This window comes from Paraburkholderia unamae, assembly GCF_003096875.1.
GTDB lineage: Bacteria > Pseudomonadota > Gammaproteobacteria > Burkholderiales > Burkholderiaceae > Paraburkholderia > Paraburkholderia unamae.
Window position 1 is genome coordinate 233,058 of the sequence record NZ_QEOB01000012.1, and the last position, 15,451, is coordinate 248,508.

27 protein-coding genes are annotated in these 15,451 nt (G+C 60.5%); 26 read left to right on the top strand and 1 reads right to left on the bottom strand.

Annotation, left to right across the window (positions count from 1 at the left end; translation table 11 throughout):
• Positions 1–99 precede the first annotated feature (99 nt).
• Positions 100–705, bottom strand: coding sequence for a MerR family transcriptional regulator (locus C7402_RS25030; protein WP_133254547.1), 606 nt, complete (start codon positions 703–705; stop codon positions 100–102).
• Between the two features lie 130 nt (positions 706–835).
• Between C7402_RS25030 and C7402_RS25035 the strand changes: the two genes are divergently transcribed.
• The 26 genes from C7402_RS25035 (at position 836) to C7402_RS25160 (ending at position 15,444) form a co-directional block, all read left to right on the top strand.
• On the top strand, positions 836–1,132 hold the full coding sequence (locus C7402_RS25035) for a helix-turn-helix domain-containing protein (protein ID WP_116612554.1): 297 nt from the start codon (positions 836–838) through the stop codon (positions 1,130–1,132).
• A gap of 43 nt (positions 1,133–1,175) precedes the next feature.
• Positions 1,176–1,697, top strand: a complete 522-nt coding sequence (locus tag C7402_RS25040) for a hypothetical protein (RefSeq protein ID WP_116612555.1) — start codon at positions 1,176–1,178, stop codon at positions 1,695–1,697.
• A gap of 8 nt (positions 1,698–1,705) precedes the next feature.
• On the top strand, positions 1,706–3,841 hold the full coding sequence (locus C7402_RS25045; RefSeq protein WP_208948996.1) for a Mu transposase C-terminal domain-containing protein: 2,136 nt from the start codon (positions 1,706–1,708) through the stop codon (positions 3,839–3,841).
• A gap of 18 nt (positions 3,842–3,859) precedes the next feature.
• Complete coding sequence (locus tag C7402_RS25050; protein ID WP_116612556.1) at positions 3,860–4,606, top strand: AAA family ATPase; 747 nt, start codon at positions 3,860–3,862, stop codon at positions 4,604–4,606.
• Positions 4,607–4,615: 9 nt separating this feature from the next.
• Entirely contained in the window at positions 4,616–4,849 is a 234-nt protein-coding gene (locus C7402_RS25055; protein ID WP_116612557.1) for a hypothetical protein, read from the top strand.
• A complete protein-coding gene (locus C7402_RS25060) occupies positions 4,842–5,465 on the top strand; it encodes a hypothetical protein (protein ID WP_116612558.1) in 624 nt (207 codons plus the stop codon). The genes C7402_RS25055 and C7402_RS25060 overlap by 8 nt, the downstream gene beginning before the upstream one ends.
• Complete coding sequence (locus C7402_RS25065) at positions 5,452–5,784, top strand: helix-turn-helix domain-containing protein (RefSeq protein ID WP_208948997.1); 333 nt, start codon at positions 5,452–5,454, stop codon at positions 5,782–5,784. The genes C7402_RS25060 and C7402_RS25065 overlap by 14 nt, the downstream gene beginning before the upstream one ends.
• A complete protein-coding gene (locus C7402_RS25070) occupies positions 5,781–6,089 on the top strand; it encodes a hypothetical protein (RefSeq protein WP_116612559.1) in 309 nt (102 codons plus the stop codon). Before C7402_RS25065 ends, C7402_RS25070 begins: the two co-directional genes overlap by 4 nt.
• Positions 6,090–6,151: 62 nt before the next feature.
• Complete coding sequence (locus C7402_RS25075) at positions 6,152–6,451, top strand: hypothetical protein (protein WP_133254548.1); 300 nt, start codon at positions 6,152–6,154, stop codon at positions 6,449–6,451.
• Positions 6,451–7,062: a hypothetical protein gene (locus C7402_RS25080; protein WP_116612561.1), complete on the top strand. Its 612-nt coding sequence runs from the start codon at positions 6,451–6,453 to the stop codon at positions 7,060–7,062. The genes C7402_RS25075 and C7402_RS25080 overlap by 1 nt, the downstream gene beginning before the upstream one ends.
• A gap of 2 nt (positions 7,063–7,064) precedes the next feature.
• Entirely contained in the window at positions 7,065–7,682 is a 618-nt protein-coding gene (locus tag C7402_RS25085) for a DUF3164 family protein (RefSeq protein WP_116612562.1), read from the top strand.
• Between the two features lie 8 nt (positions 7,683–7,690).
• Positions 7,691–8,311, top strand: coding sequence for a hypothetical protein (locus tag C7402_RS25090; RefSeq protein WP_133254549.1), 621 nt, complete (start codon positions 7,691–7,693; stop codon positions 8,309–8,311).
• Positions 8,286–8,534 (top strand): hypothetical protein, encoded by a 249-nt coding sequence (locus C7402_RS25095; RefSeq protein WP_116612564.1) that lies wholly within the window; start codon positions 8,286–8,288, stop codon positions 8,532–8,534. The genes C7402_RS25090 and C7402_RS25095 overlap by 26 nt, the downstream gene beginning before the upstream one ends.
• A gap of 67 nt (positions 8,535–8,601) precedes the next feature.
• Positions 8,602–9,066, top strand: coding sequence for a hypothetical protein (locus C7402_RS25100; RefSeq protein ID WP_116612565.1), 465 nt, complete (start codon positions 8,602–8,604; stop codon positions 9,064–9,066).
• Positions 9,067–9,144: 78 nt separating this feature from the next.
• Positions 9,145–9,546, top strand: coding sequence for a gp16 family protein (locus C7402_RS25105; RefSeq protein ID WP_208948998.1), 402 nt, complete (start codon positions 9,145–9,147; stop codon positions 9,544–9,546).
• Entirely contained in the window at positions 9,543–9,980 is a 438-nt protein-coding gene (locus C7402_RS25110) for a Mor transcription activator family protein (RefSeq protein ID WP_116612567.1), read from the top strand. The genes C7402_RS25105 and C7402_RS25110 overlap by 4 nt, the downstream gene beginning before the upstream one ends.
• Before the next feature lie 92 nt (positions 9,981–10,072).
• Positions 10,073–10,228 carry a hypothetical protein gene (locus C7402_RS47070; RefSeq protein WP_165841989.1) on the top strand — a complete coding sequence of 52 codons (156 nt, stop codon included), beginning with the start codon at positions 10,073–10,075 and terminating at the stop codon, positions 10,226–10,228.
• Positions 10,229–10,365: 137 nt separating this feature from the next.
• The gene (locus C7402_RS25120) at positions 10,366–10,887 is read left to right on the top strand and encodes a glycoside hydrolase family 24 protein (protein WP_116612569.1); all 522 of its coding nucleotides are present in this window, start codon (positions 10,366–10,368) and stop codon (positions 10,885–10,887) included.
• A 175-nt stretch (positions 10,888–11,062) separates the two neighbouring features.
• Positions 11,063–11,305, top strand: a complete 243-nt coding sequence (locus tag C7402_RS25125; protein WP_116612570.1) for a hypothetical protein — start codon at positions 11,063–11,065, stop codon at positions 11,303–11,305.
• Complete coding sequence (locus C7402_RS25130) at positions 11,289–11,945, top strand: hypothetical protein (RefSeq protein WP_116612571.1); 657 nt, start codon at positions 11,289–11,291, stop codon at positions 11,943–11,945. The genes C7402_RS25125 and C7402_RS25130 overlap by 17 nt, the downstream gene beginning before the upstream one ends.
• 11 nt (positions 11,946–11,956) lie before the next feature.
• On the top strand, positions 11,957–12,196 hold the full coding sequence (locus C7402_RS25135) for a TraR/DksA C4-type zinc finger protein (RefSeq protein WP_116612572.1): 240 nt from the start codon (positions 11,957–11,959) through the stop codon (positions 12,194–12,196).
• Positions 12,180–12,479, top strand: coding sequence for a hypothetical protein (locus tag C7402_RS25140; RefSeq protein ID WP_116612573.1), 300 nt, complete (start codon positions 12,180–12,182; stop codon positions 12,477–12,479). Before C7402_RS25135 ends, C7402_RS25140 begins: the two co-directional genes overlap by 17 nt.
• Positions 12,476–13,000 (top strand): hypothetical protein, encoded by a 525-nt coding sequence (locus C7402_RS47455; RefSeq protein ID WP_208949005.1) that lies wholly within the window; start codon positions 12,476–12,478, stop codon positions 12,998–13,000. The genes C7402_RS25140 and C7402_RS47455 overlap by 4 nt, the downstream gene beginning before the upstream one ends.
• Positions 13,001–13,006: 6 nt before the next feature.
• Entirely contained in the window at positions 13,007–13,504 is a 498-nt protein-coding gene (locus C7402_RS25150; RefSeq protein WP_116612574.1) for a DUF1804 family protein, read from the top strand.
• Positions 13,497–13,682 carry a hypothetical protein gene (locus C7402_RS47460; RefSeq protein ID WP_116612575.1) on the top strand — a complete coding sequence of 62 codons (186 nt, stop codon included), beginning with the start codon at positions 13,497–13,499 and terminating at the stop codon, positions 13,680–13,682. The genes C7402_RS25150 and C7402_RS47460 overlap by 8 nt, the downstream gene beginning before the upstream one ends.
• A 136-nt stretch (positions 13,683–13,818) precedes the next feature.
• A complete protein-coding gene (locus C7402_RS25160) occupies positions 13,819–15,444 on the top strand; it encodes a hypothetical protein (protein WP_244314936.1) in 1,626 nt (541 codons plus the stop codon).
• Positions 15,445–15,451 lie beyond the last annotated feature (7 nt).

Here is a 15,451-nt window from a genome sequence, read left to right on the forward strand (position 1 = left end):
CTGCCGTCGTCATTCCGCGACCCCGTTCTTTCATTTTTCGGAGCATCGAGATTGCGAACTGCTTTCACCGATGTCTGTGACGGGCGTCACGGTGCGGCATTAAGCAACAGCAGTGAGGAGTTGATCCAGCTTCTCTTCATCAAGTGCGCCCTCAGTCTGAAAATACTTAAATAACAAAGAGATAAGCGCAGCTTTCTTTTCAGCGGACGGGCTCAGTTTGTTCCGCTCAAGCCATCGCTCGACGCCAACGACGATCTCTTGGACCAATTCGGCGTCGCTCATGCCCCCCTGCGCCCGCGCTTTGCGAACGTAATCCGTTGCTTCACGCAGAGCCACGTCCTTCCCGTGCGACTGCCCCTCTTGATCCACTGGCGTCGGCGCACCCGGCTCGTTTTGGGCGCCGTGAGGTGTTGCGACGCCCTGCCAGTAGCGCTCCGGCACTGCGAAGAGCTTTCGGCGGCCACCAAGCCCCGTTGCCTCTTCAAAGTACCAATGCTCCTTCTCGGCACGAACGATCACGTTGGCCTTGGTGGTCGGCAACCCCGGTAGTTGCAGACGGGCGATCTCGGCAGCTGTGAGCAGGCCAGATTTCGATACAGTTGCCGCGCTCAATGTGTATTGCTCCTCGATACAGTATTCGAAAACACCCAAAAACCCATCCCCGCCTTTAGCGACGGGCTCTCCACTGACATCGCTCAGATCCACCCTCTCTGCCATGTGTATCGATTAAAAGCGTATTGCCAAAGCGTATCGATACGTTTATGATCCCGTTAAACGTGACGTTCGGGACTAACGGACGCCAAAAAAACCGGCTACCGCCGGAAAGGGATCAGTCATGAGCATCGAAAAACAGCGCGGTTGGCACAAGGAGGACATCAAAGCGGCAATCCGGAAACGTGGCATCACGATGAACGCGCTCGCGCTTAAGTGTGCCCTTCCTGCATCCACCGTACGCAATGCCCTAGTGCGCCCCGTGTTCTCCGGTGAGGTCGCAATCGCCGAGTTCTTGCAGGTGCCCCCCCACGAACTCTGGCCGGACCGATGGACTGCCGATGGCCGTCGAATCCGCCCGCGCTATGCCCAGAAGTATAGCGGCTCCGATACACCTTCCGACGTTAATTGCAGCGCGTAGTTTTCGGTCACGCCTTCAACTGTATCGATGTGAGGAAAATGTAATGAACAAGAGACGAATTCACGCCCCCGCAGCATTGCCCGGTCAGATGGCATTGAACTTTGAGGTTTTCTCGGTGGCGCCGGTCGCCGCAGACTGCGATACGAATGCGCGCAATCCGTTGGATAGTGCTGTACGTGCTTCGCTCGCCGCTCTCATGGACAGCGCTACGGGAAAAGGGCTCTCACGGGAGCGGTTGGCCGACCGGCTTACCGAGCAACTGGGCCGCCCCGTCACCAAGGCACATCTTGACCAATGGGCAGCGCCCAGCCAGTCGGACAGGCGAGTTCCGGTAGACGCGTGGATGGCCTTGATGAGCATCTGTGATGACGTCGGACCGCTCGAATGGATGGCGTTGCACTTCGATCGCCGCGTGCTGACTGTCGATGAGGCATTGTGTGCAGAGCTTGGCGCTATGGCTGTGCTCGATCGACACATCAAGGCGAAGTCGCGGGCTATCGAGGGGCAGATGGACGAGAAGGTTCTCGGTCAGTTGCTCCATCGCATCCGCCGCAACGCAAAGTGAGCCGTACCGTGAAGACGCATTACACGGCAGCCGACATCGCCACGTTGCGACTCCCCGGCCTTCCAACGACCAAAGCGAACGTCATTCTCTTCGCCGAGCGATCTGGCTGGCAATACAGGGAAACGAATGGTCGAGGAGGTGTACGGCGCGAATATTTTCCACCGGCCGACATCATGGCGGCGATCAGGACACAAGCGGCACAGCATTTGATCGGTGCGGGATCAATCACCGCCACTGATCGTCCGTCTGCAAAACCGAGCCAACGAGAACTGCTGGAAACCGACGCCCAACGTCTGACCGCCGACGCGCGCAAAGGCATTCTGACCACGCTCGACCGGCTGACCGCGCAGTGCCATATCTCGCGCGAAGCCGCGATGATCACGCTCCTCACGGAAGCGAAAGCTGGAAAGCTCGACGATCACATGGTCATGATGCTCAAGGCCGCACGCGACGAACGCGGCCGCAAGGGCGACGGCTTTCCGAGCGTGCGCACGCTCAAGCGCTGGCTTGCGATGGGAAAGGCTGGCGATCTGGCGCCGAAGAAGGTCCAGCCGGACTTCACGATTCCCGCGTGGGCAAAGCCGTTCCTCGGCTTCTATCAGTTGCCGCAAAAGCCGTCCGTCGAACTGGCATATCGCGAGTTCGAAAAAGCCTACCGTATGCGCGATAACGGCTGGTCGTTCCCGACTATCCACCAGGTGCGCAGGTTCCTGGGCAAGCTCGGCAACGTCTCGCGCGAGGTCGGCCGCATGGGTCCGCGCGAGCTGAAGAACATTCGCCCATTCGTGCGCCGCACGTTCGATCAGTTGCAACCGAATGATGTCTGGAGCGCTGACGGTCACACCTTCGATGCGGAAGTGCAGCATCCGTTGCATGGCCGGCCATTCCGCCCCGAGATCACGACGATCATCGACATTGCGACTCGCATGGCTGTCGGGTTTTCGGTCGGCCTCGCAGAGTCGAGCCTCGCGGTGCTGGAGGCGATCAGTCACGCCGCCATCAATCGCGGGGCACCGGCCATCTTTTACGTCGACAACGGCTCGGGCTATGACAACCAGTTGCTCAAGCGCGAAGGTACCGGCCTGAAGGGTTTGCTCGGTTTCGAGGTCACCCACTCGCTGCCGTACAACTCGCAGGCCAAGGGTGTGATCGAACGCTCGCATCAAACGATCTGGATTCAGGGCGCGAAGCTACTGCCGAGCTTTATCGGCGCGTCGATGGACCGCGAGGCGCGGCTTGCCCAGTACAAGATCACGCGCGCAGCGGTTCGCAAGGGCGGCGTAATGCCACTGATGGGCTGGGAAAGCTTCGTCCAGTTCTGCACGCAGCGAGTCGACGAGTACAACGACAAGCCGCATCGCTCGCTGGCGCAGATCAACGATCCGGTCACCGGCAAGCGCCGTCACATGTCGCCACGCGAGGCATACGAAAGTCACCGGGCAAGCGGCTGGGAGCCGGTCATGCTGACTGCTGCTGAAACGCAGAATGTCTTCCGCCCGCGCGTCGAACGCACGGTGTCGCGTGGCGAGATCGCGCTCTTCAATAACCGTTACTTCAGCGGTCTGCTTGAAGAGTTCCACGGCGAGCAGGTCCAGGTGGCTTTCGATATTCACGACGCACAGCACGTGTGGGTCCATGACATCGATGGCCGGTTCATCTGCACAGCGGAATTCGGCGCTAACCAGCGCCACTACATGCCGATGTCTTTCGTTGAACAGGCCCGCGAGAAGCGTGCCGACGCCCGTCTGAAGCGGCTCGACGCACACCGCGACGAGATCGAGGCCGAGCGGCATGGTGCTCCGGCACTGACCATCGAGACGCCGGACACCTTGACGATTCCAGGATTCGGCGAAGTGTCACGCGCAGCGCTCGACGCCCGAGTCATTGACGTTCAGGCCGTGGAGGTCACACCTGAACTTCAGCCGGTTCTCGCCATGCCTGTGGCGACTGTCATTGAGATGCCAGAAGACGAGGAGCAGCGCGTCCGACGTTGGCACGCGATCGATCAACTCATTAACGAAGGGGGGACACCCACCGAAAAGGACATGAAGTTCCACGAACTCTACGGGGAAAGCAAGGAATTCACGGCGCGTAAGCGCCGCGAACAAGAAGCTGGCGAGTGGCAGCTCGCCGGTCAACGGTAATACCTGACAGGACGAATAATGACACAACACGAAGCAACCCTCAAACCCGCTGCTGGCGGCATCGCGCAGATCACCAACCTCGGGCTCTGCGATCTCGCGATCGAACGCGCTCTTTCCCGCAGCGCGAACCTGCCGGGTCTCGTCTGCTTTTACGGGCCGTCAGGCTATGGCAAGAGCATGGCCGCAAACTACGTTGCGAACGCACGTCGTGCCCGATACGTTCAGGCGAAATCGGTCTGGACAAAGAAGCACTTCCTCACTGCCGTACTGTTCGAGATGGGCATCAAGCCAGCCCGCACTATCCCTGAAATGGCGGATCAGGTGTCGGAAGAACTCGCGGCGAGTGGCCGCCCGTTGATCATCGACGAGATGGATCACCTCGTCGACCGCAACGCCGTCGAACTGGTTCGCGATCTCTACGAGTCGAGCCAGGCACCGATCCTCATGATCGGTGAGGAAGGATTGCCCGCGAAGCTCAAGAAGTGGGAGCGCATGCATGGCCGAGTGCTGGCATGGGTTCCTGCGCAACCAGTGACCCTCGCTGATGCCCGTCAGCTCACGAGCTTCTACTGCCCGCGAGTTCAGATCACTGATGACCTGCTCGCGCGTCTCGTGGAACTGGCCCACGGCTCGGTTCGTCGTGTGTGCGTGAATCTTGAGCGCATTCAGGAGGAGTCCATGCTCGCCGGAACGGATGTTATGGATCTCGCATCCTGGGGCAAGCGCGAACTGTATACGGGCGAAGCGCCCAAGCGCCGCGCGTGAGGATGGGACATGGTTAAACCTTATATGCCTCCCACGCAGGTCGACGCGAGCGCTGCCGAACGCCTGAATACCGTCGTCATGCTCGCATCCGGATTTGGCCTCGTTGCGATTGCCGCGTGCCTTGTGTTCGCGCACGACTGGGTCGAGCTGATGGAGTACACCATTCTTATTCTCTGCTCGGTAATCGCCGTGATCATCTGTGCGGTCGCAGCCCACCATATTGGAGGTCGTTTCGGTGGCTAGAAAACCGGCTCATCTTGAATTGATAGGGGGTCGTGGACCTCGACAACGTATATGGGAAGCGATCCGAAAACGTCGCGACGGCTTCGAAGTGACGGACATCGAGCGCGCAACGAAAGCCGACCGCTACACCATTTACACCTATGTCCAGGGCCTCGCGAAGGGCGGCTTCATCGAGCACACGAACAAGGCGCAGAAGCGCTTCGCTGAAAAGCTCTACAAGCTGGTTCGCGACGTCGGCGTCGAAGCCCCGCGCCTCGACAAAAAGGGCAACGTCCTGCGTACGACTGGCAATGAAAACATGTGGCGCACCATGCGCATCATTGGCGACTTCACGGCCGCCGAACTGGCAATGCGTGCGTCGACGAGTGAAACCACGGTAGCGGAAGCCACGGCCAAGAAGTACCTGCAACTGCTTTGCGTCGCCGGATACATCACCGTGATCGAAATGGGGCATTCACGCCAGCAAGGCGTAGCCGCGAAGGCGACGAGGTATCGACTGTTGCAATCGAAATACACCGGTCCACGCCCGCCGATGATCCAGAGCACGAAAAGCCTCTATGACCCGAATATCGGAAAAATTGTCTGGCAAGAGGAGCCTGACCATGACGCGTGCTAATGCCGACTGGTTCCAGATGCTCCGCGACGCCGTAGGTGCATCGTCGCAATCAGCTGTTGCGAAGCGCCTTGAGGTATCTCATACGACGATATCACTGGTGCTGTCAGGGAAGTACGCTGGAAAAACCGATCGAGTCGCCGCACGCGTCCTGCGCGTGTTCGGCCAGGTGCAGTGCACGCATACCGGGCAGCAGATCGAGCTGACGGTATGCGTGTCCTATGCCGCTCGACGGGCACCGCTCAACAATCCGCTCGAACTGAGCCACTGGCGCACGTGCCGTACGTGTCCGAATCGCCCCGTCAAAGGAGAAAAGCAATGAACAGCACCATTCAGGCAATACAGCCGCAGACTCCGCCGCTCAACGGCGAGATGTGGAAAGGCGCATTGAAGATCGCCTGCGCGATCGAGGAGCTGACCGAGCAAGGCTACGTTGTGATCGGCACGGAGCATTCCAGCAGCGCTATTCCGACTGTCCAGATTCAGACGTGCACCCGCTGCGCCGAACTGATCGCACGCGGCGATGCGACGTATTACTACGAGGCTGGGACTGGCCCGAGCCGCATGCGAAAAGGCCAATTTCACGTACGCGATGTTCGTGTGATCTGGCAGGAGACGGGCCACTAACGCCAAATCCATCGTGACAAAAGGAACGCGAAATATTCATTTCTATTAGGATTACAATGCATTTGACAATCGTTACTGGACCGACCATCGTCAATCCGGACGATCTCGACACTATCGACGAGTTGCGCCGCGCGCTTCACATCGCCAACGAATCGTTGCTTTCGCAATTCGCCAGGCTCACGTCGGCCGACGAGGCTGGCCAGCAGATCGCAATCGCAATGGAAAGCGTTCTGCGCGCGCATATCCAGAATGATGCGATCGCAGTTGTCGAGCGACTTAACGAGTATCTCGCGGACCGTCCGAAGCTGAGAGCGCACCTCGAAGAGCAGCTCGAATCTGAGCAAAGCAGACAGGTGCACTGATGCCGATGCCGCTGTTCAGCTGCCCAAACTGCCGCGCGTCGATGAGCCTGGACGTTGTCCTGGCCGATGACGCGCCGCGCGACGCACTCGCGGCAATCATAGAGGTGCACCCGGCCGGCGATTCGTTCGTGAAGCCGATGTTGCGCTACGTCGGGCTGTTCGCGCCGCCTAAGAGTCAGATGAGCCACTCGCGTATGGCCACGCTGATCCGCGAACTGGCGCCGCTGATTCGCGCGGCCCAGTTCGAACGCAACGGCCGTACGTGGGTGTGCCCGATCGAATACTGGCGTCAGGGGTTCGAACACATGATCGTCATGCGCGATGACGGACGGCTCAATCTGCCCCTGAAGAGCCACGGCTATCTGTTCGAAGTATTGGCTGGGCTCATCGACCGCGTGGAATCACGGGCCGAATCACTAACCGAACGACAGCGCCAGGGACACGCAGGACTCGGCACGCCTCTCGCTCGCATCACGCCAGCACAGGAGATCGTACCCCCGCCTCCCAGGTCCGAGGAGGAAAGGACGGTCACCCCCACGGTCCAGGACGCACTCGGCAAGATGCGGGCACTCACCAAAGACATGAACTCTTTTTTCAATACGAGGAAATAACCATGACGCAACAACACATTCCCGCTGGCTACGTTACTGATGCACGTGGCCGTCTGGTTCCCGAAGCGATGGTCAAACCCGTCGACCAACTCCGCGACCAGACCATTGGGAGCCTCATCGGCGAGGCGAAGCGCCTTCAGTCCGCGTTGGCCGAGTTCAAGAACCGGACATTCACCGACATTGCAGCCTTTGTCGAGACGAGCAATGAACAGTACGGCGTCAAGGTCGGAGGCAACAAGGGCAACATCACGCTCATTACGTTCGACGGTCGTTACAAGATTGTGCGGCAGATCGCTGAGCACATCCAGTTCGACGAGCGACTTCAGGCCGCGAAGGAACTGATCGACGAATGCATCCGCGAATGGACGGCTGGCAGCAGCGACAAGATCAAGGCACTCATCAACGAAGCATTCCAGGTCGACAAGGAAGGCAACGTGAACACCGGGCGCATCCTCGGCCTGCGTCGGCTCGCAATCGAAGACCCGAAATGGGCCACTGCCATGCGCGCCATCGTCGACAGCATTCGTATCACGGGCAGCAAGCCATATGTGCGTTTTTATGAACGCGACGAAGGCACCGAGCAGTATCGGCCGATCAGCCTTGACCTCGCGGCCATCTGAGCCAGACGGTGACAAAAGCCATGCGAATTTATTCAGTGGAAGACGTTCGCCTTATTCGTGAGGGGTATGGGGTGGTTCCCCTTTCAGAACTGGCAAGGTCACTTGGCCGCTCGCAGAGTTCGGTGAGTTTCAAGGTGCGAAGTCTTGGGCTCACCACGGACTGGCGCGAGCGTCGTGGGTGCCGCGAGTGGAGCGAGGCAGAAGTCCAGTGGCTGCGCGAGATGTTTCCCGTCATGAGAACCGTCGACATGGCGCGCACGATCGGGCGAACCGTGAAGAGCATCGGCGGTAAGGCTCGCAAATTGGGGCTTGCGGGGTCAACAGCGCACGACGCAATGGACGTGCGTTGCAAACAGCGGCGCCGCCGCGCGTGGACGGAACAGGAAGTCGAGACACTTCGACGGCTCTATCCGGATGCGCACATCGACGAGCTTGTACGCGTACTTGGCCGATCGAGGGCAAGCATCGAGCACAAGGCAAGCGTGAGCGGGATTGCGAAATCCGAAATGTATCTGTGGGCGATTGGTCGGGAGTCGCTCACCAATCTGCCTGAAGATCTACAGCAAGTGATTGCGCTGAAACGAAACCTTGTAAGGAGGATCAATGAGCACGATCGCCAAACTACGTGAACAGCTTTTTTCCACCCTTGAATCGCTTAACGACAAAAGCAACCCGATGGATATCGAGAGAGCCAAAGTCGTCGCGGAGGTTGCGCAGGTCATCATCAATTCGGCAAAGGTGGAAGTCGAGCACATGCGTGTCACCGGAGAAAAGGGAACCGGATTTATCACGCCAGCCCAACCGCTTTGCCCGCCTGGCATCACTGGCGTAACCCAACACCGTATCCGTTGAACGGATGAATAGGTACACGGCCCCCATAGCCGTGTACCTAGCTCGTGATCAACTACTGAGAATTCAAATGACAAAGCTTTCGAAAGACGACATCGAGCGTATCGAGAAGGAGCTATCGTATCCGTACGGGGCCGTCGCGCTGAAATGCGACGGATACGACGTAACGATTTATGTCCAGCAGGTCAAGGCTCGAAAGTTTGATCTGATGGTGTATGTGAACGGCTGGTTCAGGGGCGAATGGCTGCGTGACGACACTCAGGAGCGCCGTCGCTTCTACCGCCCCACGAGAGCCAGCCTGTATAAACCCAGCCAACGCGCGGAAATCCTGAAAGACTTCGGCAAGCGCCGCGCCGCGCGCCTCTTTCCTGATCTCGACAAGACGTTCACGTATTACATGCCCACATGGAGCGCAACGTCGTCGATGCTTCGTCACTTTCATCGTGAAAACACGTCGGTATCGCTAGTGTCAATTGGCGCGCGAAGCTCAACGATCACAGTCGACGTCAATCTGGAGGAAGCCAGCCATGTTTGACGCATTCGTGATCCTGTTCGGCATCGGCTTTTTCGTGTGCCTTTGCCGCAAGGAACTGCGACGCTGGTGGAGGTCGTAATGGCAATCGCCAAATCGACCCTGGCGAAGATTCACATCGCCAAGCAGCAACTGGGGCTCGACGACGAAACGTATCGTGTGATGCTACGCAGTGTGGGCGATGTGGACTCTGCCAGGGATCTCACGCCCGCGTCGGCGGCCCGCGTTCTCGCGCACCTTGAACGTAGCGGTTTCAAACCGACCGGTGGCGGCCGGCGCCCGCGCGTCGCTGCTGGTCGCGCTGCCCAGTTGGCCAAGATCGAGGCGTTGCTCGCTGATGCGGGTCGGTCGTGGGACTACGTCAACGGCATGGTCAAGCGTATCTGCAAGGTCGACGCCATTGAGTTCTGTAACGGCGACGCGCTGGCGAAACTGATCGCGGCGCTCCAGATCGATTCGAAGCGCAGGGAGGCACGGCGATGAGACTGGACAACGTGAAGCACTTGCTGCCCGACGTCGTGCAGGTGCTCGTGCGCTTGATCGGTCTCCCGGCTGCTGTTCGGCTCGTCGAGCAGCTCGGTGGCACAACCTTTCCCGTGGCGCTGCGAAAGTCGCGGCTGGGCGAGATCCGGTACGAAGCGCTTTCGGAGATCGTGGGCGGCGAAGCGGCCGATGCCATCACGCAGCATTTCGGCGGTGACATGCTCTACATTCCGAAATGCGAGGCGGCTGCGCGTGAGCTGCTTTATCGGGAGATCCGCGCGGACTTTGACGGCATCACGCGGGAGCATAGCGCGCTGCATGCCGTGGCCGAGCTGGCGAAGAAGTATCGGCTCTCGGATCGACACGTCTGGCGCATCCTGAAGAAGCACGACGACGATGGAGGCACGCCGACCGAACAGGGCGCGCTGTTCTGACCGTTAAAAATCTCACCGTCCTTAACGTTTCTGTGAGATTGCCTTTGAGTTACGATCTGGTTCCCAGCAAAAAGAAACGCGAGGACCAATTCATGATCATGACGCTGGTGATATTTCTTAGCCTGTTCCCAGTTGCCACGAAACGCTTCGTGGCGAATGGCTACTCGAAGGACGGCGCCACCATCATCTGGTTGTTATGCACGGCTCTCGCACTCCTCGTGAGCTATCTCGTGTTCGGCATGTATTGACTTGACCTTGCTGCGCTCGATCAGACGCCCCGCCTCGTGCGGGGCGTTTGCTTTTCTACTGACAGGGACCAGCCTGTCGTATCAAGCCCCCAGTATCGAAAATCTCCTCATCGACACACCGATTGAAGGAGAGCGCAATGGCGCGTATTTCAGCGGACGCCGCAGGCGGTCCGAACATCGTCGCATTTCTCGACATGATTGCCGCGAGCGAGATCGACGCGTACACGCTTGCGCATAGCGACGACGGCTACAACGTGCTGGTCGGCTCGCACGGTCCGATGATTCGCGAGGGGAAGTCGATCGCGCCGGACGTGCGCCTCTTCGGCAACTATGTCGCGCATCCGAACATCCTCAACCGTGAGCTGAACTCGACGGCAGCGGGCCGCTATCAGTTGCTCGCGCGCTACTTCCAGCCCTACGCGACACAACTGCACCTTCCGGACTTCAGTCCGGTCTCACAGGATCTGATCGCGATCCAGCAGATCCGCGAACGCAAGGCCATCCCGCTCATCCTCGACGGTCAGATCACGCTCGCTATCTATGCGTGCTCGCCCATCTGGGCATCGCTTCCCGGCAACAGCTACGGCCAGCATCAGAACGCGATTTCGATGCTCGTCGCCGCGTACCGTGAGGCGGGCGGCAAGGTAGCGCTCGCATGAGACGCCTCTTCTCACTCGTCGCGGGAATGATCGGCGTGGCAGCCAGTTATTCGCGCACGGTGCCTGCCGTGAACGACGTGCGAGAGCGACCCGCCGCGCCGGGTCGGAAGCCGTCCGGTGTGCGGGCTGCACGCCGTGCCGCTGAGAAGCGTCGCAATCGTGCCCGGAGCAAGTGATGGCCATCCTTGATCTCGTCAAGGGCGCAGACGGCAAGCTCTCGCACGCGAAGCTCTGGCCGAATGTGGCCTCCGCTACCGCAACTGCCATGTTCGTCTTTCAGGGCCTCACCCACCAGCTCACGTTCGACATCTGGCTTGTCTACCTCGGCTGCGTCGGTGGCTATTCCGCAATCATCCAGGCGCTTGGCGCATGGCGTGGTCGTCCCATCAAGGAAGAGCCGAATGGAAATGATCAGTAAATACGCAAAGCTGGTCGCGGGCATCGTGCTCGCAGTCCTCCTCGCTTTTGCTTTCGCAAAAACTTACGAGCACGGTTACAGCGTCGCGCAGGCCATTGGCGAAAAGAATCTCGCCGACTTCAAGGCTTCCAGCCAGCAGGCTTCGGCATCGGCGGCGAGTGATGCATTCGGGCGGTACGCCGCTGACGTGACGCGTGGGCAGGCAGCGGAAGCGGGCTTTCTCAATGACCAGTCCAACGGCGCCGTGCGCGCCACGGCCATCAAGGAGCAAATCGATGACGTCACTCAACCTCGCGTTGCACAGGTACCGCACTCGGGCACAGCTCTGGTTGCTGCGCCTGCTGCTACTGCCTATGACTGCGCTTTCTCTCGTGGTTTTGTGCGGCTGTGGAACGCAGCCGCCGGCATTGCCGACGATAGTGACGCCGCCTTGCAGGCAGGCACCCATTCCAGCAACGCTCCTGGCCGATCCGCCACCGATGCCACCGTTGACTCCGGGGTATCACAAGCCGACATCCTCGACTGGTTCGTTGACTACGCCAACCGCGCCCACAACACCGAAGACAAACTGAAGGCGATCCGCAATCTCCAGCCTCAAGCGGCATCGCAAGCGGCCGACACGACGTCGGCCACCCATTAGCAGGGAGTTCTATGCCAGACGATTTCGATCACGCGAGCGCCATCGAGGAGCTATACCGCGAACTCGTGATCGCAGCAGGTACACGCCCGCTACAGCCGCACGTCGAGTCATTGCAGTTCTGCGCGGACGAAAGCTGTGGTGTGGAGATCCCACAGGCGCGCCGCGATGCAGTACCCGGATGCCGGTTCTGCATCGAGTGCCAAACACGACGCGAAAAGAGACAACGGTTGAAATATGCAATTCACCCTTGACGGTACCACGATCATCACCGCCATCGTTGCCGCATTGTGGGCGGTGGCGCTGGCCGGATGCAGCATATGGGTAAAGCGTGTCCAGAGTGACAACCGGGAGGCCCGCGAAGCGATCGCGGGTCTCGCCAGAGACCTCGCATCCTTCCGCGAGGCCGTGGCGATGAAGTACGCAAGCCGCGACGAAGTGAAGGACGAACGCGAAGAGACGCGCAAGCTTTTCGAGCAGATCGACGCGAAGATCAATCAAATGCAAGCCTATCTGATGAAGGCGAAAACCTCATGAGCGACACGACCAACACGAGCACCACCAGCAACGCGATCGCGCCGGAGCAACTCGCTGCGATCATGATCGCAGCCGCGAATGCGCTCAACAGCCAGGCGCAGACGGCCAGCGCGCCCGCAGCCGTCGCCGCACCGGCAAGCGACGCGCCCGCAGCAATCGTCTCGACCGTTGCGGCAGCGCCGGCCGTCGACGCAAGTACCCCGGCAGCGGGCACCAGTGCGGCGGCTGGCGTCGCCGTGCCGGCCGCCGCCGCAACGGTGGCGGTGGAAACGAACGGTGCGACAGGCGTTGCGGCTCCCGGCAGCGCTTCGCCCACCACTGCGGCGACGGGCTCCGACACCGAATCGCTCACGCTGCTCAAGAAGATCGACACGAACCTGACGGACCTGTCCGCACGCATGTCGACGATCGAGAAGGCAGCGATCCGCAATGGTGCCGTTGCCGGTGGCGTGGCGGGTGGTGTCGCGGGTGGCATCGTCGCCACCGGCATCTCGCTCGTGCGTGCGAAGTTCGGTCTGTAAAGGCACATGGCGCACCCCAAGGAACTTCGCGACAAGGTCAGGCGCTCGTTTGTTTTCGATCGCCTGTCCCTTGAAATCGCCGCGTCGATGCATGGCGTGTCCTATTCGACCGTGCGCCGCTGGAAAGACGACGCGCAGTCAAATGGCGACAACTGGGAGAAGGCACAGGCCGCGCAGTTGATGGCGGGTGGCGGCGTCGAAAGCGCCGCCCGCCAGATGCTCGCCGGACTGATCGCGCAGTATCAGGCGACCATCTATCAGCTCGAAACCGCCGAGATCAATCCAGCGGAAAAAGTCTCGATGCTGGCAAGTCTGGCTGACGCATACAACAAGACGATCAATGCATCGAAGCGGGTGTTGCCCGAGACGAACGAGCTGGCCGTAGCTATGGGCGTCGTGCAGCGCCTCGCTGCGTTCATCAAGGAACGGCATCCCGACCACATTGCCACCTTCGCTGAGATCCTCGGCCCGTTTGGTGATGAGCTGGCCATCGCCTATGGCTAACTGGTGGACGCTGGCCACAGGCATTCGACGGCTCGGGACGGCGTATGACACGCCGTCCCAGATCGTCATTTGCGCGGCGCCTGAAGATGAGCTGCCGCAGGACCACGATTGCGCGAAGCTGGGTTGCGGCTCGCAGCACGTCGTGATGCGCATCGACAAGCCTCGCAGGGTCGACTGACATGCCGACAAAATTTACCGAGAAGCAGTTTCGAGATGAGCTGTCCGAACTGGCCACCCAGTTGCGGCTTGACATCGAGGCGCACGCCACCGGCCTCGACCCTTCGCCGGACGCCAGGCTCGCGCGCCGCCGCCGCGTGCTCGTCGACGGCGATTACGAGTTCTTCGCCTACACGTATTTTCCCCATCACATCCGGGGCACGCCGTCGCTCTTTCAGGGGCACTTCTGCAACCGGTTCGCGAAGCTGCTGCGTCAACCCGGCGGAACGCGCGAGTGGTGGGTAGCGCCTCGTGGCGAAGCGAAATCGTCGCTCACCACCAAGATCGGCCCGGTATACATCATCGTGCAGGCGCTGCTGCAACGCGAGGATGTGCGACGCGAGACCGGATGGACCGGCAATGCCCCGGCGTTCCTCGACTACCTGATCCTGCTCGGGGCCGAGACGTCATTGCCGACCAAGCTGCTCGAAGTCGTTAAAACCGAGCTGACCGCTAACGCTGCGCTCGCGCTGGATTTCCCCGAGGTCTGTGGCAAGGGGCCGATGTGGAAGGTCGGGGAGTTCATTTCGCGCACGGGCGTGAAGGTCGAACCCTTCGGCGCCGAGCAGGCCATTCGAGGCACGTTCCACGGCGCGAGTCGCCCGAAGGTCCTGTTCGGCGACGATCTGATCACCGACTCTGAAGCGAAGAGCCCGACCGAGCGGCAGAACCGGTGGACGTGGCTCGAAAAGGCCATCGATTACCTCGGGCCGCCCGACGGCACGGTCAAGTATGTCGGGGTGGGCACGGTGCTCGACAAGGATGATCCGATCTCGCGCGCGAAGCGCAGCATCGGGCACGTCGTGCATCACTTCCGGGCAATCGAGACGATGCCCACGCACATGGATCTGTGGGAGCAGTGCGAGGCCCTGATGCTGAATGCGGACAAGGATGCGATCAGCGAGGCGGCCACGCGCGGCGACGTCGTCGCTGACGCCGAGCTGCCGTCACACCGGTTTTACATTGAGCACCGCACCGCGATGGACGAAGGCGCGGTGACATCATGGCCCTCCGTGCGATCGCTGTACTGGCTCATGCGCCAGCGCGCAAAGTCGCCACGCGCATTCGCAACCGAGATGCAGGGCGACCCGCGCGCCGACGAGGATCGTGTGTTCGGGCACATTACCTACTGGGCGCAGCGCTCGCCGTACTGGCGCATTTTCGGGGCATGCGATCCCTCAATGGGCCGGGGTGAAACGTCCGACCCTTCTTCGCTCCTCGTCGGTGGTTGGGACACGGTCGCGAAGAAGCTCCACGTGATGCACGCGGAAATCAAACGCCGTGTGCCGTCGAAGCTGGAGTCCGACCTGATCGCGCTACAGCGCGAGTTCCGGTGTCTGTCGATCGCGTTTGAGAACAACAACGCGTACGAGCACTCGCGCCAGAGCTTCATCCGGGCCGGCCTCGATGTCGGCGTGCCGCTGCCGCTCGTCGGCATGACGGCGAGCGTCCCGCAGGAGGTCCGCATCGATTCGCTGGAGCCGTTCGTCACGGACCGGCTCGCGCCGTCGATCCTGATGCATCCCGCGCTCACCGCGTTGCTCGCCGAGCTGGACGCGTGGCCCGAACCACAGAGCGGGCATCACTACGACGGTCTCTGCGGGCTGCATCTGCTGTGGGCGATCGCGGTCTCTCGCGGCGGCGCCACCTTCGAATACACCCCTGCGACAAAGGGTGCGCGAAATGAAACGGACGGCCATCGCTTCGGCGGTGGCGCTTGGTAAGAGGAAG